The organism is Providencia sp. PROV048 (genome assembly GCF_033688165.1).
GTDB lineage: Bacteria > Pseudomonadota > Gammaproteobacteria > Enterobacterales > Enterobacteriaceae > Providencia > Providencia hangzhouensis.
The window spans coordinates 239,289-259,367 of the sequence record NZ_CP096360.1 but is presented as its reverse complement, the minus strand read 5'-3'; the positions used below and the strand labels follow the sequence as shown (position 1 = coordinate 259,367).

Annotated in this window: 20 protein-coding genes; 9 read left to right on the top strand and 11 right to left on the bottom strand. The window is 43.3% G+C overall.

Features of this window, described 5'->3' with window-relative positions; translation table 11 throughout:
• Window position 1: 1 nt before the first annotated feature.
• From M1F26_RS01150 to greB, 10 genes are all read right to left on the bottom strand, one after another.
• Window positions 2-754 carry an amino acid ABC transporter permease gene (locus tag M1F26_RS01150; protein ID WP_140171978.1) on the bottom strand — a complete coding sequence of 251 codons (753 nt, stop codon included), beginning with the start codon at window positions 752-754 and terminating at the stop codon, window positions 2-4.
• Window positions 755-864: 110 nt separating this feature from the next.
• Window positions 865-1,704, bottom strand: coding sequence for an ABC transporter substrate-binding protein (locus M1F26_RS01145; protein WP_140171977.1), 840 nt, complete (start codon window positions 1,702-1,704; stop codon window positions 865-867).
• Between the two features lie 520 nt (window positions 1,705-2,224).
• Window positions 2,225-2,938: a phosphate signaling complex protein PhoU gene (phoU, locus tag M1F26_RS01140; RefSeq protein WP_036958602.1), complete on the bottom strand. Its 714-nt coding sequence runs from the start codon at window positions 2,936-2,938 to the stop codon at window positions 2,225-2,227.
• Window positions 2,939-2,951: 13 nt separating this feature from the next.
• Window positions 2,952-3,728 carry a phosphate ABC transporter ATP-binding protein PstB gene (pstB, locus tag M1F26_RS01135; RefSeq protein WP_004262838.1) on the bottom strand — a complete coding sequence of 259 codons (777 nt, stop codon included), beginning with the start codon at window positions 3,726-3,728 and terminating at the stop codon, window positions 2,952-2,954.
• Window positions 3,729-3,766: 38 nt separating this feature from the next.
• Entirely contained in the window at window positions 3,767-4,648 is an 882-nt protein-coding gene (gene pstA / locus M1F26_RS01130; RefSeq protein ID WP_004266119.1) for a phosphate ABC transporter permease PstA, read from the bottom strand.
• Between the two features lies 1 nt (window position 4,649).
• Window positions 4,650-5,606, bottom strand: coding sequence for a phosphate ABC transporter permease PstC (gene pstC / locus M1F26_RS01125; RefSeq protein ID WP_004262847.1), 957 nt, complete (start codon window positions 5,604-5,606; stop codon window positions 4,650-4,652).
• A 130-nt stretch (window positions 5,607-5,736) separates the two neighbouring features.
• Window positions 5,737-6,780, bottom strand: coding sequence for a phosphate ABC transporter substrate-binding protein PstS (pstS, locus tag M1F26_RS01120; protein ID WP_004266120.1), 1,044 nt, complete (start codon window positions 6,778-6,780; stop codon window positions 5,737-5,739).
• Between the two features lie 693 nt (window positions 6,781-7,473).
• Window positions 7,474-8,805 (bottom strand): two-component system sensor histidine kinase EnvZ, encoded by a 1,332-nt coding sequence (envZ, locus tag M1F26_RS01115; RefSeq protein ID WP_036958604.1) that lies wholly within the window; start codon window positions 8,803-8,805, stop codon window positions 7,474-7,476.
• Window positions 8,802-9,521 (bottom strand): two-component system response regulator OmpR, encoded by a 720-nt coding sequence (ompR, locus tag M1F26_RS01110; RefSeq protein WP_004266122.1) that lies wholly within the window; start codon window positions 9,519-9,521, stop codon window positions 8,802-8,804. The genes envZ and ompR overlap by 4 nt, the downstream gene beginning before the upstream one ends.
• A 116-nt stretch (window positions 9,522-9,637) precedes the next feature.
• Entirely contained in the window at window positions 9,638-10,123 is a 486-nt protein-coding gene (gene greB, locus M1F26_RS01105; RefSeq protein ID WP_004262861.1) for a transcription elongation factor GreB, read from the bottom strand.
• A gap of 168 nt (window positions 10,124-10,291) precedes the next feature.
• On the opposite strand from greB, the gene M1F26_RS01100 reads away from it, so the two are divergent.
• The 4 genes from M1F26_RS01100 (at window position 10,292) to M1F26_RS01085 (ending at window position 15,785) form a co-directional block, all read left to right on the top strand.
• Window positions 10,292-12,622, top strand: coding sequence for a Tex family protein (locus M1F26_RS01100; RefSeq protein WP_140171976.1), 2,331 nt, complete (start codon window positions 10,292-10,294; stop codon window positions 12,620-12,622).
• A gap of 339 nt (window positions 12,623-12,961) precedes the next feature.
• The gene (gene feoA, locus M1F26_RS01095) at window positions 12,962-13,192 is read left to right on the top strand and encodes a ferrous iron transporter A (protein ID WP_004262866.1); all 231 of its coding nucleotides are present in this window, start codon (window positions 12,962-12,964) and stop codon (window positions 13,190-13,192) included.
• 29 nt (window positions 13,193-13,221) lie between these two features.
• Window positions 13,222-15,540: a Fe(2+) transporter permease subunit FeoB gene (feoB, locus tag M1F26_RS01090; RefSeq protein ID WP_109912390.1), complete on the top strand. Its 2,319-nt coding sequence runs from the start codon at window positions 13,222-13,224 to the stop codon at window positions 15,538-15,540.
• An 11-nt stretch (window positions 15,541-15,551) separates the two neighbouring features.
• Window positions 15,552-15,785 (top strand): FeoC-like transcriptional regulator, encoded by a 234-nt coding sequence (locus tag M1F26_RS01085; protein WP_140171975.1) that lies wholly within the window; start codon window positions 15,552-15,554, stop codon window positions 15,783-15,785.
• A 48-nt stretch (window positions 15,786-15,833) separates the two neighbouring features.
• Here M1F26_RS01085 and bioH read toward each other — a convergent pair whose 3' ends face one another.
• On the bottom strand, window positions 15,834-16,613 hold the full coding sequence (gene bioH, locus M1F26_RS01080; protein WP_140171974.1) for a pimeloyl-ACP methyl ester esterase BioH: 780 nt from the start codon (window positions 16,611-16,613) through the stop codon (window positions 15,834-15,836).
• Between the two features lie 53 nt (window positions 16,614-16,666).
• On the opposite strand from bioH, the gene M1F26_RS01075 reads away from it, so the two are divergent.
• From M1F26_RS01075 to M1F26_RS01055, 5 genes are all read left to right on the top strand, one after another.
• Window positions 16,667-17,350 carry a DNA utilization protein GntX gene (locus tag M1F26_RS01075; RefSeq protein WP_140171973.1) on the top strand — a complete coding sequence of 228 codons (684 nt, stop codon included), beginning with the start codon at window positions 16,667-16,669 and terminating at the stop codon, window positions 17,348-17,350.
• Between the two features lie 63 nt (window positions 17,351-17,413).
• On the top strand, window positions 17,414-17,992 hold the full coding sequence (gene nfuA, locus M1F26_RS01070; protein WP_004266130.1) for a Fe-S biogenesis protein NfuA: 579 nt from the start codon (window positions 17,414-17,416) through the stop codon (window positions 17,990-17,992).
• Window positions 17,993-18,080: 88 nt separating this feature from the next.
• Complete coding sequence (gene glpE, locus M1F26_RS01065; RefSeq protein ID WP_004262879.1) at window positions 18,081-18,404, top strand: thiosulfate sulfurtransferase GlpE; 324 nt, start codon at window positions 18,081-18,083, stop codon at window positions 18,402-18,404.
• Between the two features lie 16 nt (window positions 18,405-18,420).
• Entirely contained in the window at window positions 18,421-19,266 is an 846-nt protein-coding gene (glpG, locus tag M1F26_RS01060) for a rhomboid family intramembrane serine protease GlpG (protein WP_036958607.1), read from the top strand.
• Window positions 19,267-19,294: 28 nt separating this feature from the next.
• On the top strand, window positions 19,295-20,053 hold the full coding sequence (locus tag M1F26_RS01055) for a DeoR/GlpR family transcriptional regulator (RefSeq protein WP_004262881.1): 759 nt from the start codon (window positions 19,295-19,297) through the stop codon (window positions 20,051-20,053).
• Window positions 20,054-20,079 lie beyond the last annotated feature (26 nt).

The following is a 20,079-nucleotide window of genomic DNA, read 5'->3' as shown; positions in this document are numbered from 1 at the left end:
CTTATACCCCCTGAGCCAAATTACGCTGTTGACGCCACTGGCCCCAACCTTCCATTACCGCAATAATGGCAATATACAAAACGGTTGCCACACCAAATGCAGCAAAGGTTTGCAGTGTCTGGCTATCAACCTGGCGGGAGACATAAGACAATTCTGCGACGCCTATCGCCATCGTTAATGATGAATTTTTTACCACATTCATATATTGGCCCAGTAGTGGAGGCATCGCGATTTTAACGGCTTGCGGTAATACCACCAGTTTCATGGCCTGCCATGAGGTTAGCCCTAAAGCAAACGCAGCATATTTCTGTCCCTGACGAACGCCACGGATCCCAGCACGAATTTCTTCAGCGATAAACGGCACGGTATAAAGGGTCAAACCGATAAAACCGGCTAAAAATTCAAATGACGGCCAACCCACTGTGATTCCAAGTAAATGGACTTCATGGGGAGTATTGAGCCATTCCATTGCAGCAGAGGGTAAAATTTCACCAGAAGCGAAATACCAAAAGAATAACTGCACCAACAAAGGCGTATTTCTGAAAATAGAGATGTAGATACTCACGGCCCAACGCACAGGAGCAATTTGACTATCCTTTGCTGATGCAACTATAAAACCCAATACAGTGGCTGCAACAATGGTACAAATCGAGATCCAAATAGTGATCAAAAAGCCGTAGCCAAACCATTCTAAATACTGCGGTGCCAAGAAATGGGCAGACCAAAAATCACCATTTAAAAATTTTTCAAACATTGTTCACGACCTATTGCCTTCACAGCTTGTGATTAAAAACTCATCCTTTATAACCAAGAACCCCACACAGAGTGCGGGGCTTCAAATCACTGAGTACTTACCGTTACCCATTAAGACTGTGGCTGTTGCTCACTCAGTGGCGCAAATTTAAAGTCCCCGCGTGGCTGTGCAGCTTTGGTATCTGGCCCAAACCAGCGGTTATAGATCACCTCGGCTTTACCTTCTTTCTCCAGTTTCAACAGTGTTTCGTTGACGTTTTCAACCAAACGCGTTTCACCTTTGCTTGCTGCCAATGCTTGGTATTCTTTCGTCAGGCTAAATGGGGAAATCTCAAAATCTGCTTTCACTTTTTCAGGTAAATTACCTAATAAACCAACCAGTTTCGCATCATCTTGTGTGATAGCTTGGACGTTGCCATTACGCAGTGCAGCGAATGCTTGCGGCGTATCATCGTACGAAATCACCTTTGTATCAGGGAAGCGTTCACGTAAAGTCACTTCCTGCACAGTGCCTTTATCTGCACCAATACGTAATGGTTTGATATCGTCAGGCGTTTTTAATACGCCTTTACGGGCAATAAATTTTTGGCCTGTCGCAAAATCAGGGATAGAAAAATCAACTTGTTTTGCGCGTTCATCTGTAATGGTGAAATTAGCGCCAATCAGATCAACTTTGCCCGAAGTCAGAAGTGGGATACGGTTTGCTGGGTTAGTGGGACGAAGCTCAAGTTTTACCCCTAAGCTATCTGCAATTTCTTGTGCGATATCCACATCATAGCCCGCTAATTTTTTAGTTTGTGGGTCAATAAAGCCAAATGGTGGATTGCTATCAAACACAGAAATGCGGATCACACCCGCTTGTTTGATATCATCTAATTTATCTGCGCTAGCGACATTCGCTGTCAGCGCTAAACCTGTAAGTAAAACAGTCGTTAGAATACGAGCTTTCATTGAACACCCCTGACGGTAAATTTTTGTAAATCGACCATCACACGCTATCAACTATTACTTAGCACTTGAAATAATATTAAATAATATATTTATAACCAAATGGAATATTAACGGAGACAAAAAAAAGCCACCTTGATAACAAGGTGCCCCAGACATGGTTAAACCATCAATAGACTCTTATCGAGCAAGAAGAAAGTCGGTAGAAGAGATTGAGACAAATGATTGGAGTTGTAGCTTAATACTCTAAATAGTTCGTATTGTGGCTAGGCGGCAAGCAAGGATATCTCGGGGAGCATACATTAGTATGTGACCCGAGTAGCCAAGTTCAAATATTAGAACCACAGCTTGAAGTATGACGAGTATTTAATACATTAACCTCATACATTAATACTCTAAATAGTTCGTGTTGTGGCTAGGCGGCAAGCAAGGATATATCGGGGAGCATACATCAGTATGTGACCCGAGTAGCCGAGCGAAGCCAACACCGCCACAGCACGAAATATGACGAGTATTCGAGTAATTATTTATTCGTTAGCATCTTTTCAAGACTATCCCCACCCACATGACGGAAATCCTGCCCCTTCACATAGTAGAAAATAAACTCACAGATGTTTTGGCAACGGTCACCGATGCGCTCAATTGAACGAGCACAGAATAGTGCTGTTAATACACTTGGGATCGTTCGTGGGTCTTCCATCATGTAGGTCATCAATTGACGTACGATGCCCTCATACTCTTGGTCAACTTTCTCATCTTCACGGTAGATACGAATCGCTTCTTCAAGATCCATTCGAGCGAACGCATCTAATACATCATGTAGCATTTGTACTGTATGACGACCTAATGATTCCAAACTCACTAACAAGGGCTGGTGTTGATGAGAAAATTTTTCCAATGCGGTTTGACAGATTTTGTCCGCAACATCACCGATTCTTTCCAGCTCAGCAATCGTTTTTGAAATCGCCATAATCAGGCGCAAATCACTCGCCGTTGGTTGGCGTTTCGCGATGATTTTAACGCATTCTTCATCAATGGCCACTTCCATCATATTGACTTTATGGTCATTTTCGATAACTTCACGTGCTAGGGCTTCATCCTGATTATGCATGGCCGTAATGGCTTTGGTAAGCTGCTCTTCGACCAGTCCTCCCATCGTCATTAATTCAGTATGGATATGTTCCAGTTCAGCATTGAACTGCCCCGATATATGTTTGTTGTGATTCAGCGTATCCATCGTCGGCTCCATATCAACCGTAGCGGCCAGTAATATAATCTTCAGTTTGCTTCATTTCTGGGGTAGTAAACATTTTGTCAGTATGGTTAAACTCGACTAACTCCCCTAAATACATGAAAGCCGTATAGTCAGAACAGCGTGCTGCTTGTTGCATATTGTGGGTAACAATCACCACGGTGTATTCTGATTTTAATTCACTAATCAGTTCTTCAATTCGACCAGTTGAAATAGGGTCTAGAGCGGAACAGGGTTCATCTAGCAATAAAACCTCAGGGCGAATAGCAATACCACGAGCAATACAGAGACGCTGTTGCTGGCCACCCGACAAGCTATAACCACTTTGGTGTAACTTATCTTTGGTTTCATTCCATAATGCCGCCTTTGTTAACGCCCACTGCACGCGCTCATCCATTTCCACACGGGATAACTTCTCAAATAAACGCACACCAAATGCAATGTTGTCATAAATAGACATCGGGAATGGTGTTGGTTTTTGGAAAACCATTCCGACTTTCGCGCGCAATAACGCAATATCTTGTTTATCAGTCAGGATGTTTTGACCATCCAGTAAAATTTCACCTTCTGCGCGCTGCTCGCCATACAATTCATACATTTTATTGAAGGTGCGTAATAACGTCGATTTACCACAGCCTGATGGGCCGATAAATGCAGTCACTTTATTTTTTTCAATGTCTAAAGAGATATTTTTCAGTGCGTGAAACTTGCCATAATAGAAGTTGAGGTCACGTACTTTAATTTTACTATTTGCAATATCGTTTGCATTAATCATGGTTTGCTTTTCTCTCTAAATCTTTATTTATCTGGCGCTTAGTGTTTTTTCTGTGCGAAAACAACACGTGCAATGATGTTAATCAGCAGGACACATAAGGTAATTAACAGAACCCCAGCCCATGCAAGCTCTTGCCATTCAGAGAATGGGCTCATTGCAAATTTGAAGATTGTCACTGGTAAGTTGGCAATTGGCTCGCTCATATCTGTACTCCAGAACTGATTTGACAGTGAAGTAAACAGAAGCGGTGCGGTTTCCCCAGCAATACGTGCAATTGCAAGCAAGATCCCAGTGATAATCCCTGACACAGACGCTTTTAGCGTAATAGATAAAATCATTTTCCATTTTGGTGTGCCAAGTGCATAAGCGGCTTCACGCAAGCTATCCGGAACTAATTTCAACATATTTTCAGTAGTTCGAATAACAATTGGAATTTGCAGCAATGCAAGCGCCACGACCCCAGCCCAACCCGAGAAGTGCTGCATTTGAGCAACCACAATGGTGTACACAAACAACCCTACAACGATAGATGGAGCTGATAATAAAATGTCATTAATAAAGCGGGTGACTGAAGCTAACCATGACTTACGCCCATATTCAGCTAAATAAATTCCCGCTAAAATCCCTAAAGGCGTACCGATAACTGTCGCCCATAAGATTAATAAGCCACTACCTACGATGGCATTTGCCAACCCGCCACCTTCCGTATTAGGTGGTGGAGTCATTTCAGTAAACAGATTGAGGGACATGCCATCAATCCCTTTAGTGACTGTAGAAAATAAAATCCACACTAACCAGAACAAGCCGAAAGCCATAGTTAACATCGAGACAAGTAGTGCCATTCTGTTAACTTGGCGACGCCACGCTTGACGACGAGCTCGTTCTTTTTCATTCACTGCGATAGGTTGAGATATCGACATTTTAACGGCCCTCATTTTTCGCAAGACGCATGACCATTAACTTGGAAATCGCTAACACAATAAAAGTGATAACAAACAGGATCAGTCCAAGTTCCATCAAGGCCGAGGTATGTAAGCCGCTCTCAGCTTCCGCAAATTCATTTGCCAGTGCTGAGGTAATACTGTTTCCAGGCATAAACAGTGATGCGCTATCAAGTTGGTAAGTATTACCAATCACGAAAGTAACCGCCATGGTTTCACCCAGTGCACGGCCAAGACCTAACATCACTCCACCGATTACCCCATTGCGGGTATACGGCAGCACGATATTCCAAATCACTTCCCATGTCGTACAGCCAATCCCGTAGGCTGACTCTTTCATCATCACAGGAGTTTGTTCAAATACATCGCGCATCACTGACGCAATATAGGGAATAATCATAATCGCGAGGATAATCCCCGCTGCTAAAATACCGATTCCGAATGCAGGCCCTGAAAATAGTTCACCGACAATCGGCACACTCGACATCACATTACCAACTGGTTCTTGGAAATACTCTGCAAACAAAGGTGCAAAGACAAATAACCCCCACATCCCATAAACGATACTTGGGATAGCAGCAAGGAGTTCAATCGCGATACCAAGAGGACGTTTTAGCCAATTGGGAGCCAGCTCGGTTAGGAATAGTGCTATACCAAAACTAACGGGTACTGCGATAATCAGAGCAATTAACGATGTAACGATAGTGCCATAAATAGGCACAAGAGCACCGAATTCTTCCGCCGGAGCATCCCACTCTTTGGTCCACAAAAACGAAAACCCAAACTTCTGCATACTTGGCCAAGATGCAAAAATAAGGGAAATAATAATGCCTCCGAGCATTAACAAAGTGATGAGCGCGGCAATCTTTACCAGTGCACTAAAAATCACATCACCTGATTTGCTGGGAGCTCTAAATGCCGTTGTTTTCTCGGCCATGCGCTTTGTTCTCATTTCATTCCTGCTCTTTTCTACAGGATTGCGTTACAACGATGAGCGGGTAAGCTCTGTTCCTCAGCACTTACCCGCCATTTCCAACCCTAAGTGCACTTAGAAAACCTAAGTTCACCTAGAATAATGCTTTACCTTGGCTATCTTTAACTTCTGTTTTCCATGCTGCACGTACTGCGGTCACGACTTCTTGAGGTAAAATTGCGTAATCTAGTGCTTCCGCTTGTTTACCACCTTTATCATAAGCCCAGTTGAAGAAATCAAGAACCGCTTTGCCTTTTTCCGCATTCTCTTGCTGCTTGTGAACTAAGATGAATGTGGTTGAGGTTATCGGCCATGCATTCGCACCATCACGGTTTGTTAAATCTTGAGCAAAAGATTTAGACCAGTCCACTTTCTTCGCTGCTGCGCTGAAGCTTTCACCCGTTGGTGAAACCGCTTCGCCATCAGCGGAGATTAATTTAGTATACGCAAGGTTGTTCTGTTTTGCGTATGCATATTCAACATAACCGATAGAACCTGGTAGACGCTGTACGAAAGCTGCAACGCCATCATTCCCTTTACCACCTACGCTATTTTTCGGCCAGTTAACGGTAGAGCCCGCACCAACGTCTGATTTCCAGCTTGCGCTTACTTTAGCAAGGTAGCTCGTGAATACGAACGTAGTACCCGAACCGTCAGAACGTCTAACGACTGCGATAGCTTGGTCTGGTAAACTCACATTTGGATTCAATTTAGCGATTGCTGGGTCATTCCATTTAGTGATTTTACCTAAATAGATATCACCTAATGTGTTGCCATCTAAAGTCAATTGCCCAGACTCAATGCCTTTTACATTTACAGCCAGTACCACACCACCGATAACCGTAGGGAACTGGAATAAGCCATCTTCTTTGAGTTTTTCATCAGTTAATGGGGCGTCAGAAGCTCCGAAATCAACTGTTTTTGCATTAATTTGTTTGACACCACCAGAAGAACCAATCCCCTGATAGTTTACTTTATTACCTGTTTCTTTCTGATAAGAATCTGCCCACTTCGCATAAACAGGAGCAGGAAAGGTCGCGCCAGCTCCGGTCAGGCTGGTAGCAGCAAAAGAAGACATTGCAGTCAGAGATAAAGTTGCTGCCATTACGCTTGCTAAGGTGGTACGCGTCATTTTCATAATCCCTCCGGGGATGTATAGAAACAATCAAGTATGAAATTGTTGGGTGTATGTCACGGTAGGAAAAATAGGACAATTTAGTTACGACAACATGTCGTTTTTATGACAGTTTTATGACAATTGTTGATTTTTTCACTGGCGAGGAAACAAAAACAAAGATGGATTAGATTTTATATTATAAAATTCAAATAGTTAAAAAACTATTATTTCAAAGCTGACGTCAAAAAGAAAAATGACAGACTGTCATAAAAGCGAAAAATATTTTTATCCTGCAACCATAAAATAATACTCAAAACAATTTGCGTTGCAGCTAGGCGGCAAGTGAGGATATCTCGGAGAGCATACACAAGTATGTGACCCGAGTAGCCGAACGCAGCCAACAACGCTGCGGCACAAAGTGTGAAGAGTATTTAGCTCGGGGAGCATACACAAGTATATGACCCGAGTAGCCGAACGCAGCCAACAACGCTGCGGCACAAAGTGTGAAGAGTAAAATGATAGCTCTAAATAGTTCAAGCTGTAGGTAGGCGCCAAAACAGATAGCCTCTTTTCCTACTTGATACAAATAATACTCAAAACAATTTGTGTTGCAGCTAGGCGGCAAGCGAGGATATCTCGGGGAGCATACACAAGTATGTGACCCGAGTAGCCGAACGCAGCCAACAACGCTGCGGCGCAAAGTGTGAAGAGTATTTAGTCTTCTTTCTCTTTAAGAGGAAGCAAAGCCCTAATAGCAAACCCGCCACGCTCACTTTTATGAATCTCAATGCTCCCTTCATGAGCATCGACAATTCGGCGAATAATCGCTAGCCCTAGCCCTGTGCCTTTGTTGCTACGAGCTTTTTCACCCTGTACAAATGGCTGGAACAGGCGATGAATGTCTTCTTCTTTGATACCTGCACCATCATCTTCGACTTGGAACCAAACGGAGTCTTCCGTTTTTCCACTACTGACTTTGATCCAGCCATTACCATAGCGGTAAGCGTTAACTATCATATTGGTAATCGCGCGTTTAATTGCTAATGGGTTACCATTAACAATCATTGAGCCAGGCTCAAGTGCGGTTTCAATTTCACCGATGACATTACTTTCTGAGTTCACCGCTTCCATTAAAATAGCGTTAAGGTCACAGAATTCCATATCCATTTCTTGACCTGTTTTCAGATAAGACATGAATTGGCCGATGATCGCATCACACTCTTCTATATCTTTATTAATAGATTCAGCCAGATAGCTATCTTCTGGGCTCATCATTTCTGTCGCTAAACGAATACGGGTTAAGGGAGTTCTTAGGTCATGACTTACCCCTGCCATTAAGACAGTTCGGTCATTTTCTAAGGTTTTAATCCCTGCAGCCATGTGGTTAAAAGAACGAATAGCAGCTCTAACCTCAGTGGCGCCTTTTTCCTGCATTGGGGGTAAAATGACCCCTTTGCCGACTTCACCTGCGTGGTATTCCAATTCAAGCAACGGCTTGTTCTGGTAGCGTATATACAACCATACCCCTGCAAAAATGGTGAGAAAAATTGTTAATGTATAGCGAAAAACAAGGGAGAACTGGTTTTGGCCGATTTCAGTCAGTGGAACTCGCACCCAAATATCAGGTGCGAGATAAGACGTTAGCCATAGAATGGGATATTCTCGGCCTAATTCAAGGTGAACACTCGCCTTACCACCAATATATTCCGACATGTGTTCGCTTAGAAAATCATACTCTTTTGCCCAATTCAGCCCTTCTTCCATCGCCGCTGAATGTGCATAAAAGGTAATTCCTAATTCATTGTAGATTTTCTTACGCAACGCGGGAGATACCCGCACTGAGGTTCCATCTTGTAGAACCATTTTCTCTGTCATTAATGTTCTTACTTCGTATGCCAGTACCTTGTTGAATTGCTGTAAGCTAGGCATTACAACAAAATTCAACACGACCATATAACTGGTTACGAGACTCGCAAACAGTAAGGCTACAAATAAAAATAACGAGCGAGAAAATGTACTACGCCTTGAGAACCTCAGTCGCTTCATGCTTTACTTCCATCAGGAACAAACACATAGCCCAAACCCCAAACCGTCTGGATATAACGAGGGTGTGCTGGGTCTTCTTCAACCATGCGGCGTAAACGTGAAATTTGAACATCGATTGAACGTTCCATCGCACTGTATTCACGACCTCGCGCTAAGCTCATTAACTTGTCACGAGATAACGGTTCCCTTGGGTAAGAAACCAACACTTTTAACACCGCGAATTCACCGCTGGTTAATGGCATATTCTCATCACCTTGGAACATTTCTCGTGTCCCAAGATTTAATTTAAATTTACCAAAAGTAATTATCGCATCATCTTGAGATGGCGCACCCGGTAATTCATTAGCTTGGCGACGTAAAACCGCACGAATACGAGCTAGCAATTCCCGTGGATTAAAAGGTTTTGGAATATAGTCGTCCGCACCGATTTCTAAGCCAACGATGCGATCAACTTCTTCGCCTTTCGCTGTTACCATAATAATAGGAATTGGGTTATTTTGACTACGTAAGCGACGGCAAATTGATAAGCCATCTTCACCCGGTAGCATTAGATCTAAGACGATCAGATGAATAGATTCTCTTGTCAGGATTCTGTCCATCTGTTCTGCGTTCGCGGCACTCCTTACCTGAAAACCCTGCTCAGTGAGGTAACGTTCCAGCAGTGCACGTAAACGCATATCATCATCGACGACAAGAACCTTATAACTTTCCTGCATTTTGTAGCCCTCAAGATGTGCATCTTTCAAATTATTTTTTTAATGAATGTAAGTAAAACAATATTAATGCTCACTAATTTACCACTAACGTAGGATTTAATGAATCATTTTACACTTCAGGTGGTTAGTGGCTGGTAGCTTATTTCTAACACAAAATAAGTCACCTGCCCTCCTGGCGTATTTACTGTTATTTCATCATCAACCTGTTTACCTATCAAGGCTCGTGCTACGGGAGAATCAATTGAAATCCATTGTTTTGTAGGGTTGAATTCATCAGCACCGACGATACGGAATATTCTGATATTTTCATTTTCATCTTCTAGTTTAACCCATGCTCCAAAAAACACACGGCCTTCTTGGCGAGGATCAGGCTCGATAATCCTTAATTGATCCAATCTTTTGGATAAAAAACGGATGCGCCTATCAATCTCACGCAACCTTTTTTTACCATAAATATATTCTGCATTTTCTGAGCGATCCCCTTGAGCAGCGGCCTCTGAAACAGATTGAGTAACCCGAGGGCGTTCTTCCTTCCACAGGTACTTCAGCTCTTTATCTAATGCATCCCAACCTTCACGTGTAATTAAAAGACTTTTAGTCATAACCTTCAGATTTTAGCCAGTGGAGCCATAATTATAATATTTTATAGAACATAATCTGAGACTTTCCTACCAATAGGCTCAAATTCAGTCTGGAAATTCTCTTTCTCACCAAGTATAACAGTGCAGTAAATTTTTTAACTGTTCTTTCAGTAGGTATTTAAATTCGACATGAATGAAACTCTAAGCCAAATTATTGCAGCGGAACTGCAAGCCCAGCCGAAACAGGTTTTTTCTGCCATCACACTGTTAGATGAAGGGAATACTGTCCCGTTTATTGCACGTTACCGTAAAGAGGTTACCGGTGGGTTGGACGATACTCAGCTTCGCCAGCTAGAAAGCCGTTTAGGGTACTTGCGCGAATTAAATGACCGTAAACAAACCATTCTCAAATCGATAGAAGAGCAAGGTAAATTGACTCCAGAGCTTGCCTCCGCTATTGACACTACGCTCAATAAAACCGAACTTGAAGACCTGTATCTTCCGTATAAACCGAAACGTCGCACCCGTGGGCAAATTGCCATCGAAGCAGGACTTGAGCCTTTAGCTGACACCCTGTGGAATGACCCTAACCAGTCACCTGATGAACTCGCAAAAACCTATATCGATGCAGACAAAGGTGTTGCTGATGTCAAAGCCGCTTTAGATGGTGCTCGCTATATCCTTATGGAACGCTTCGCCGAAGATGCGGCTCTTTTAGCGAAAGTTCGCGACTATATTTGGAAAAATGCCCATCTTGTTTCTGTTGTTGCAGAGGGTAAGCAAGAAGAAGGGGTAAAATTTAGTGACTATTTTGAACATCACGAGCCTGTTGCTCAAGTCCCTTCTCACCGAGCGCTTGCGATGTTCCGTGGTCGTAACGAAGGAATTTTACAACTTTCATTAAACTGTGATCCACAGTTCGATGAACCGCCAAAAGAAAGTTACTGCGAAGAAATTATCACCCGCCATTTAGATATTCGTTTAAATAATGCTCCGGCTGACCAATGGCGTAAAGCCGTGATCAGCTGGACATGGCGTGTCAAAGTATTACTGCACTTAGAAACAGAGGTCATGAGCTCACTGCGCGAAAAAGCTGAAGAGGAAGCTATTAACGTGTTTGCTCGTAACCTTAGTGACTTACTGATGGCGGCGCCAGCGGGAATGCGTGCCACCATGGGCTTAGACCCTGGCTTGCGTACTGGGGTGAAAGTCGCAGTTGTGGATGCGACAGGTAAATTAATTGCGACGGATACGATTTATCCGCACACCGGACAAGCTGCAAAAGCGGCAACCATCGTTGCGGCACTTTGCCAAAAACATAACGTCGAATTAGTGGCGATTGGTAACGGCACAGCTTCTCGTGAAACGGAACGTTTCTTTGCTGAAGTACAAAAACAGTACCCTGAAGTCACTGCACAGAAAGTCATTGTCAGCGAAGCTGGCGCTTCTGTTTATTCCGCTTCTGAACTTGCGGCTTTGGAGTTTCCTAGCTTAGATGTGTCTTTACGTGGTGCCGTATCTATTGCTCGTCGCCTACAAGACCCGCTTGCTGAATTAGTGAAAATTGACCCTAAATCCATTGGGGTTGGCCAATATCAGCATGATGTTAGCCAAACTCAGTTAGCGCGTAAACTCGATGCGGTCGTCGAGGACTGTGTAAACTCCGTTGGTGTTGATTTGAATACCGCTTCTGTTGCCTTACTGACTCGCGTTGCCGGTTTAAGCAAAATGATTGCGCAAAACGTGGTGGACTGGCGCGACCAGAATGGCCAGTTTAGTGATAGAAAACAGTTACTGAAAGTTGCACGCCTTGGGCCAAAAGCCTTTGAACAATGTGCGGGCTTCTTACGTATCACCAATGGTGAAAACCCGTTAGATGCTTCTACTGTTCACCCTGAAGCTTACCCGATTGTTGAAAGAATTCTTGAGTCTGTCCGCCAGCCGCTCAAAGAAATTATGGGTAACTCACAGGTGCTTAATGCCTTGAGCCCACGTGACTTTACTACTGAGCAATTCGGGGTTCCAACTGTCACTGATATCATTAAAGAACTGGAAAAACCGGGTCGTGACCCACGTCCTGAGTTTAAAACTGCCACCTTCGCAGAAGGTGTAGAAACGATGAATGACCTGACTTCTGGCATGATATTAGAAGGCGCAGTCACTAATGTGACCAACTTCGGTGCTTTTGTGGATATTGGTGTTCACCAAGACGGTTTAGTTCATATTTCTTCACTTTCAAATAGTTATGTCGAAGACCCACACAAGGTGGTAAAAGCGGGCGACATTGTTAAAGTAAAAGTGTTAGATGTTGATATTGCACGTAAACGTATCGCTTTAACGATGCGTTTAGATGAGCAAGCGGGGGATTCTAATAGTTCTCCTCGCCGTGCCGCCCCTGAACAGGAAAAAAATACGCGTAAAACACCTCAATCAAGAGGAAGTTCACGCCAAAACAACGCATCTTCGGGTAATAGTGCCATGAGTGATGCCCTTGCTGCTGCATTTGGCAAAAAACGTTAACTCTGTTAATAGGCATCGCAATGTACCTGTTGTGGTGCCTATTTCAATAAATAATGCTGTAATTAATTATCCCAGCCAATATATTAGGCATAATTAAACCCTCTCCCCCGTTTACCCCACCATTATTTTTGCTAACGAAACACCGCAAACTCAATGCTTCATTGATCCATATCAAGTCAAATTGACGAAAAAAGAGGCTAAATATAATAAAAGGTGGATGATTATGATTCTCATTGTTAATTAGATTTATTGTTGTTTGGTGGTCTCGTTACCTGAGCAATTGTAATCATTAACAATTGTCATCGATATCATTATGAATTAAATGATTAGGAAGACACTATGGCAATACTTCCTCAATGCAGCTACAAAATACTTGGTTTCTCCCCAGAAATCAGTCCTGCATACCGACAAAAACTGCTTTCACTCGGTTTACTTCCGGGTTCTGTCTTTAAAGTGGTGCGTTTAGCGCCTTTTGGCGATCCTGTACAAATAGAAACTCATCGTGTCAGCTTAGTGCTACGCAAAAAGGATCTCGCCCTACTCAACCTAGATGAAGCGACCACCGCTTAAGTATTTCTTTTTTATTATTGGCAAACACTATGAAACGATTAACTATCGGCTTAATTGGTAACCCCAATGCAGGCAAAACGACCCTATTTAACCAACTTACAGGGTCAAGACAGCGGGTCGGTAACTGGGCAGGGGTCACTGTTGAACGAAAAGTGGGTCGCTTCCATACCGATGACCATAAAATCGAGCTTGTTGACCTACCCGGCACTTACTCTTTGACCACCATTTCTGAACAAACCTCTCTCGACGAACAAATCGCCTGCTACTTTATTTTAAGTGGTGAGGCCGACATGCTCATTAATGTTGTCGATGCATCCAATTTAGAGCGTAACCTCTATCTGACATTACAATTAGTTGAGTTAGGCGTTCCATGTATTGTTGCCTTGAATATGTTGGATATCGCTCAAAGCCAACATATTGATATTAATATTGCTGAATTAGAAAAACAGCTCGGTTGCCCTGTGATCCCAATGGTTTCAACTCGAGCAACTGGTATCGATAAACTGAAAAAAGCCATTGATACACATCCACAAAATAGCCAACAAGCCCTTGTGGAATATCCACCCCAGTTATTGCAGGCAGTGGATTCGTTATCTGAACAAATTTCAACACAACAATTTAGCCATCAGCAACGCCGCTGGTTAGCATTACAAATTCTCGAAGGAGATATTTATAGCCGCCAACGCGCAGAAATATCTGAAGGGCAATTACTGGCGATACGCCAAACACTGAAAGAAGGCTTAAACGAAGAGCCTGAACTACTCATCGCTGACGCACGTTATCAATCTATTGCCACAATTTGTCATGCCGCGATTAACAATAGCGCCGCTGAACCAAATCGACTAACACAATCACTGGATAGATTTATTCTGAGCCGTTGGCTCGGTGTACCTATTTTCTTATTTGTGATGTACCTGATGTTTGTCTTAGCCATTAACATTGGTGGGGCATTGCAGCCTTTCTTTGAAGGTGCTTCTGAGGCGATATTTATTCATGGTATTCAGTGGGTTGGTGCCTATTTCAGCTTCCCTGATTGGCTCACTATTTTCCTTGCCCAAGGTGTCGGCGGTGGTATTAATACAGTATTACCGTTAGTACCACAAATCGGGATGATGTACCTGTTTCTTTCAATACTGGAAGACTCGGGTTATATGGCACGAGCCGCTTTCGTGATGGACCGCCTCATGCAGGCGCTAGGTTTACCAGGTAAATCCTTCGTACCGTTGATTGTCGGCTTTGGCTGTAACGTACCATCAATTATGGGTGCACGCACGCTAGATGCACCACGTGAAAGACTAATTACTGTATTAATGGCTCCGTTTATGTCTTGTGGGGCAAGACTGGCCATTTTCGCCGTTTTTGCTGCCGCTTTCTTTGGCAAAAATGGGGCTAGTGTGGTCTTTTCTCTCTATATTTTAGGGATTGTTGTCGCCATTTTGACAGGGTTATTACTAAAACATACCCTTATGCGTGGCGAGGCCTCTCCGTTTATTATGGAGCTTCCGGTTTACCATGTACCGCACATCAAAACATTGCTGATTCAAACATGGCAACGCCTAAAAGGCTTTGTGGTACGAGCGGGTAAAGTTATCGTCGTTGCCAGTATCTTTATTGGTGCATTAAATAGTTTCTCTTTCTCTGGTAAGCCTGTTGATAATATTAATGACTCTGCACTCGCTTCTGTCAGTAAAGTCATTACCCCTGCGTTACAGCCGATTGGTGTGCATGCAGATAATTGGCAAGCGACCGTGGGGTTAATTACCGGGGCGATGGCTAAAGAAGTCGTCGTGGGGACTTTAAATACTCTGTATACCGCTGAAGCCATTACTTCTGAGCCATTCGATGCAGAATCATTCAATTTATGGGAAGAACTAGGAGATGCGGTTTCTGAAACTTGGGACAGCTTAAAAGAAACTTTTACCTTAAGTGCGCTATCAAACCCTATCGAAGCCAGTAAAGGTGATGGAGAGATGGAGTCCGGTTCAATGGGCACTATGGCAGCGAAATTTGGTTCAGGCATTGCTGCCTATAGCTACCTAATCTTCGTCTTACTGTATGTGCCTTGCGTCTCGGTGATGGGTGCTATCGCACGTGAAACCAATAAAAGTTGGATGAGTTTCTCCATTCTGTGGGGCTTGAATGTGGCTTATAGCCTCGCGGCTCTGTTTTACCAAGTTGCCACATTCAGCGAGCACCCACAACGCAGTTTGATTACCATTGCTGCGGTTGTCCTGTTCAACCTTGCCTTGTTCATATTCTTACGCCGCATGCGTAGCCGCGTAACCCTGAACATCAAGAGCAAAACTGCAGAGCAATGTTCTGGCTGTTCAAGTGATGCTTGCCACTAAGGAATAAAACGATGACTAGCTTGCTGCAAATAAGAGATTTAATCGCCTTATATGGGCAAGCTGACATCGCGCTACTCAGTGAGCAGCTAAATACACCGGTTCCATTAATTCAAGCGATGGTTGAGAAACTCGTCAGCTTAGAAAAAATTGAACAAGTCGATATCAGTGCTTGTTTAACAGGCAGTAGCTGTAAAGGTTGCCCTGAAAGCACTGATTGCACTCATTTTGTGTATAAAATCAAATAATAGAGACACCACAAAAAATCAGCCCCAAGTTAGGCTGATTTTTTTTATTTATTCCTCGGTACGACTTTGAAAATCCAACAAGTATTCGCAGAACTCATCAGGATGAGAAATAAATGGCGCGTGAGCGCTATTGCGCATAATCACGGATGGCGAATTCGGATACAGCTCATCTAAAATAGGCACTATTTTGCGCGGTACCAAGCCATCGAGATAACCATAAATGCGCAAGAAAGGAATAGGTAACTGTTTTAATTCATCCCGCAAATCTTCGGTACGTAATGATTCAAGCCCTGCATTTAGTGTTTCAACCGTTGGAATAGGCTGCTCAAGTACCACAGATTTCAAAGTTTTTGCATCATTTCTTGCACTTTCAGTGCCTAAAGTTTGCAATGCTAAAAAACGCTCGACGGTGCGATGAAAATCAGCCGAAAGTTGCTGTTCGAAACCTAATAAAACTTCCGGTCGGATCCCCGCCCAACCGTTTTCTTCTGCTTTAAAGCATGGAGAAGAAGCAACGGTAATTAACCCTTTGACTTCATAAGGATGGTCAAGCGCAACACGACTTGCAACTAGCCCACCAAGTGACCAACCGAGCCAAATCGCGTTTTTAGGCGCTTGTTCCCACAAAATATTTGCCATTGATTGAATATTCATAGGAAGGAAACCTTGGCTACGCCCATAACCTGGCAGGTCAACTAAATGAACCCGAAAGTGCGAAGCGATTCGCGGAATAATTGTTTGCCAGACTTGTGCGTTCAGTCCCCATCCGTGCAGCAACACAAGATCTTGTTTACCTTCACCAACGGTCTGCCAATATAACTTTGCCATCGTTACACTCTCTTCATTCATTTATTCGTCAACTCGTTTAACAGGACTCTACTATGCTAACAATGGAGGGGGGCTGCTGGCTATGCCATCAATCACTAAAATTACCTCATCAAGGTGTTTGTAGTTTTTGTCTTGAAGGATTACCTAAAATGCCAACCTGCTGTTTGCGCTGTGCTTTACCCTGTGAACAGCCTACCATGGAGTGTGGACGCTGCCTAAAAAACCCTCCTGCATGGCAGAGAATTATCACTGTAACCCCATACCAAGCCGCTTTACGCATGTTAATCCATCGGTTTAAATTTCAAAAACAACCTCAGCTTGCTTTTACTCTAGCTCGTATCTTTGCGTTATTTTGGCTCACGGGTTACCGCCAACAAAAATGGCACAAACCGGACTTAATTGTCACAATTCCATTGCATCGCCGCCGTCTGTGGTGGAGAGGATTTGACCATATGGCATTAATAGGCGAAAATTTATCCAGATGGTTAAATATCCCCTATTCGCAAAATTCATTATCACGTAGTCGTGCTACACTGGCACAGATTACACTAAAACGTGAGTATCGCCGAAATAACCTAAAGGGAGCATTTACCTTAAACAACTCGGTTTCAAACCTACATGTTGCTGTTCTTGATGATGTTATTACAACAGGTTCCACCATGAATACCGCAGCACAATTGTTGATTTGTGCGGGTGTACATACTGTTGATGCATGGTCACTGTGTCGCACCTTGTAGGAAAGGGGTAAATGGGCGTATTATAACCAACTAAAGCAGTCAACTATTATTGAGCAAATGATTATGATTAATATTACTGAAGCAGCACAGGCTCATTTTGCCAAATTGTTGGAAAATCAAGAGCCAGGAACTCAAATCCGTGTTTTTGTTATCAACCCAGGCACACCAACCGCAGAGTGCGGTGTGTCATACTGCCCTCCGGGTGCCGTTGAAGCAACAGATAAAGAACTAAAGTTCGAGAAATTATCTGCTTATGTTGATGAAATTAGCGCGCCATTCTTAGATGATGCCGAGATTGACTTCGTTACCGACCAACTGGGCTCACAACTGACGTTAAAAGCACCAAACGCCAAAATGCGTAAAGTTTCTGATGACGCACCATTAATTGAGCGTGTTGAGTATGTTTTACAGTCACAAATTAACCCACAACTTGCCAGCCACGGTGGCCGTGTTTCCCTGATGGAAATCACCGATGAAGGCTTTGCAATTCTGCAATTTGGTGGCGGCTGTAACGGTTGTTCAATGGTCGATGTCACGCTTAAAGAAGGTATCGAAAAAGAACTTCTCAAAATGTTTGAAGGTGAGCTAAAAGGCGTTAAAGACCTGACTGAACACCAACGTGGCGAGCACTCTTTCTACTAATCAATACCACGAATATTTGGCACTCTGTTTTTACGAGTGCCTATCATTTAACCTTTAATGGGTTGTTACCTACTGTATTCGGTATTTTATGGACCATTTTGAAACACTAACACCAGAACAAGCCTATCAACATTGGTTAGACGGCACGGCCATACTGGTAGATGTACGAGACCCACAAAGTTTCCGTGCAGGCCATGCTAGTGGAGCCTATCACCTCACCAATGAGTCACTGAGCCAATTTTTAGAACAAACGGATTACGAACAACCTGTTATGGTGATGTGCTACCATGGGCACAGTAGCCAAGGTGCTGCACAATATCTGATCAACATTGGCTTTGAATCTGTATATAGCATCAATGGTGGATTTGAAGCATGGTTAAGGGAATATCCACAAGCCGTTACGGCTCTCTAGATGAGAAAACGCATTCATGATCCACATCACCTCCTTTGCTAATCCCAGAATGGCGCAAGCCTTTGTTGACTATATGGCTAGCAAAAATATTCACTTAAAAATAAAGCCATCACAGGAACAAGCTGTCTTTGAGCTTTGGCTAGAAGATGAGCAACTTCAACCTCAAGTCCAAAAAGAATTAGATATTTTTCTACAAGACCCAAATCACCCTCGCTACCTAGAAGCCAGTTGGCACACGGGAAGCGCAGATACCCAGTTTCAATATCGCAATTACCTAACTTGGGGTTACCTTAAAGAACAATCTGGCCCTTTAACTATCGCTGTTATTTTGTTGTCGATTGTTGTATATCTTTGGGTAGAAATGACTGATGCACGAGAGGTTCTACGTTATTTGGCATGGCCTATTGGCGACCAACAAACGGAACTTTGGCGTTGGTTTAGTCCTGCATTGGTGCACTTTTCGCTATCACATATTGGTTTCAACCTTGCGCTCTGGTGGTTTTTAGCTGGGCAAGTAGAACGAAAGCTCGGAACGGGTAAATTATTTACTATCTTACTGGTCTCAGCGCTGTTTAGTAACTGGGGGCAGTCGCTGTTTAGTGAAAACAACTTTGGCGGCTTATCTGGTGTCGTCTATGCCCTTGTCAGCTATGTGTGGTTAACGGGTGAACGTCGTCCCGAAAGTGGCATCAGTGTTCCTCGAGGGTTAATGATATTCTCGATTATCTGGCTTTTTTTCGGTTACTTCGATGTTTTAGGTATGCATATTGCCAATGCCGCACATACTTCAGGGTTAATTATCGGCTTATTGATGGGAGTATGGGATAATAGGCACAGTTTTAAACACCAGAGCTCCAGATAAAACATTTTAATAATTAGAGGCTAACGCTGTGAAACAAACCCAGAGACATGATGCAATAGTTGAGCTTGTGCGTCTTCAGGGATATGTCAGTACTGAAGAACTCGTCGAACACTTTGAGGTAAGCCCTCAAACGATCCGTCGAGACCTCAATGACCTCGCTGAACAAAATAAAATTCAGCGGCACCACGGTGGCGCAGCACTGCCTTCAAGTTCTGTGAATGCAGCTTATAATGACCGTAAAATCATGTGGTCAGATGAAAAAGCGCGTATCGCACAACATGTTGCGAGCCAGATCCCTGATGGTGCGACACTATTTATTGATATTGGTACAACCCCTGAAGCGGTTGCTCATGCGCTGGTTAACCATAAAAACCTACGTGTGGTGACCAATAATCTTAACGTCGCCACCTTGCTGATGCCAAAAGAAGACTTCCGCCTAATTTTAGCGGGAGGTGAAGTTCGCTCAAGAGATGGCGGTATTGTCGGTGAAGCGACCCTCGATTTTATTTCTCAATTTAGGTTAGATTACGGTATTTTGGGTATCAGTGGTATTGATATGGATGGCTCATTACTTGAGTTCGATTACCATGAAGTTCGTACCAAACGCGCGATTATTGAAAACTCACGCTGTGTCATGCTCGTCACCGACCATTCTAAATTTGGTCGTAACGCGATGGTTAATTTGGGTAATATGAATCTAATTGACTATTTATTTACTGACAAACAGCCACCAGATAGTATTCTCAAAGTCATTGAGCAACATAATGTTCAATTAGAGCTTTGTTAATCAAATAGTTATTCTCATGATGGTAG

Bases quoted from the DNA above. Each gene is read 5' to 3' on its own strand.
- bioH (WP_140171974.1), bottom strand. From the start codon at position 16,613: ATGGCAAAGTTATATTGGCAGACCGTTGGTGAAGGTAAACAAGATCTT.
- feoA (WP_004262866.1), top strand. From the start codon at position 12,962: ATGGCAATACTTCCTCAATGCAGCTACAAAATACTTGGTTTCTCCCCA.
- M1F26_RS01075 (WP_140171973.1), top strand. From the start codon at position 16,667: ATGCTAACAATGGAGGGGGGCTGCTGGCTATGCCATCAATCACTAAAA.
- glpE (WP_004262879.1), top strand. From the start codon at position 18,081: ATGGACCATTTTGAAACACTAACACCAGAACAAGCCTATCAACATTGG.
- envZ (WP_036958604.1), bottom strand. From the start codon at position 8,805: ATGAAGCGACTGAGGTTCTCAAGGCGTAGTACATTTTCTCGCTCGTTA.
- M1F26_RS01145 (WP_140171977.1), bottom strand. From the start codon at position 1,704: ATGAAAGCTCGTATTCTAACGACTGTTTTACTTACAGGTTTAGCGCTG.
- pstB (WP_004262838.1), bottom strand. From the start codon at position 3,728: ATGATTAATGCAAACGATATTGCAAATAGTAAAATTAAAGTACGTGAC.
- pstC (WP_004262847.1), bottom strand. From the start codon at position 5,606: ATGGCCGAGAAAACAACGGCATTTAGAGCTCCCAGCAAATCAGGTGAT.
- ompR (WP_004266122.1), bottom strand. From the start codon at position 9,521: ATGCAGGAAAGTTATAAGGTTCTTGTCGTCGATGATGATATGCGTTTA.
- M1F26_RS01100 (WP_140171976.1), top strand. From the start codon at position 10,292: ATGAATGAAACTCTAAGCCAAATTATTGCAGCGGAACTGCAAGCCCAG.
- nfuA (WP_004266130.1), top strand. From the start codon at position 17,414: ATGATTAATATTACTGAAGCAGCACAGGCTCATTTTGCCAAATTGTTG.
- phoU (WP_036958602.1), bottom strand. From the start codon at position 2,938: ATGGATACGCTGAATCACAACAAACATATATCGGGGCAGTTCAATGCT.
- M1F26_RS01150 (WP_140171978.1), bottom strand. From the start codon at position 754: ATGTTTGAAAAATTTTTAAATGGTGATTTTTGGTCTGCCCATTTCTTG.
- glpG (WP_036958607.1), top strand. From the start codon at position 18,421: ATGATCCACATCACCTCCTTTGCTAATCCCAGAATGGCGCAAGCCTTT.
- pstS (WP_004266120.1), bottom strand. From the start codon at position 6,780: ATGAAAATGACGCGTACCACCTTAGCAAGCGTAATGGCAGCAACTTTA.
- M1F26_RS01085 (WP_140171975.1), top strand. From the start codon at position 15,552: ATGACTAGCTTGCTGCAAATAAGAGATTTAATCGCCTTATATGGGCAA.
- feoB (WP_109912390.1), top strand. From the start codon at position 13,222: ATGAAACGATTAACTATCGGCTTAATTGGTAACCCCAATGCAGGCAAA.
- pstA (WP_004266119.1), bottom strand. From the start codon at position 4,648: ATGTCGATATCTCAACCTATCGCAGTGAATGAAAAAGAACGAGCTCGT.
- greB (WP_004262861.1), bottom strand. From the start codon at position 10,123: ATGACTAAAAGTCTTTTAATTACACGTGAAGGTTGGGATGCATTAGAT.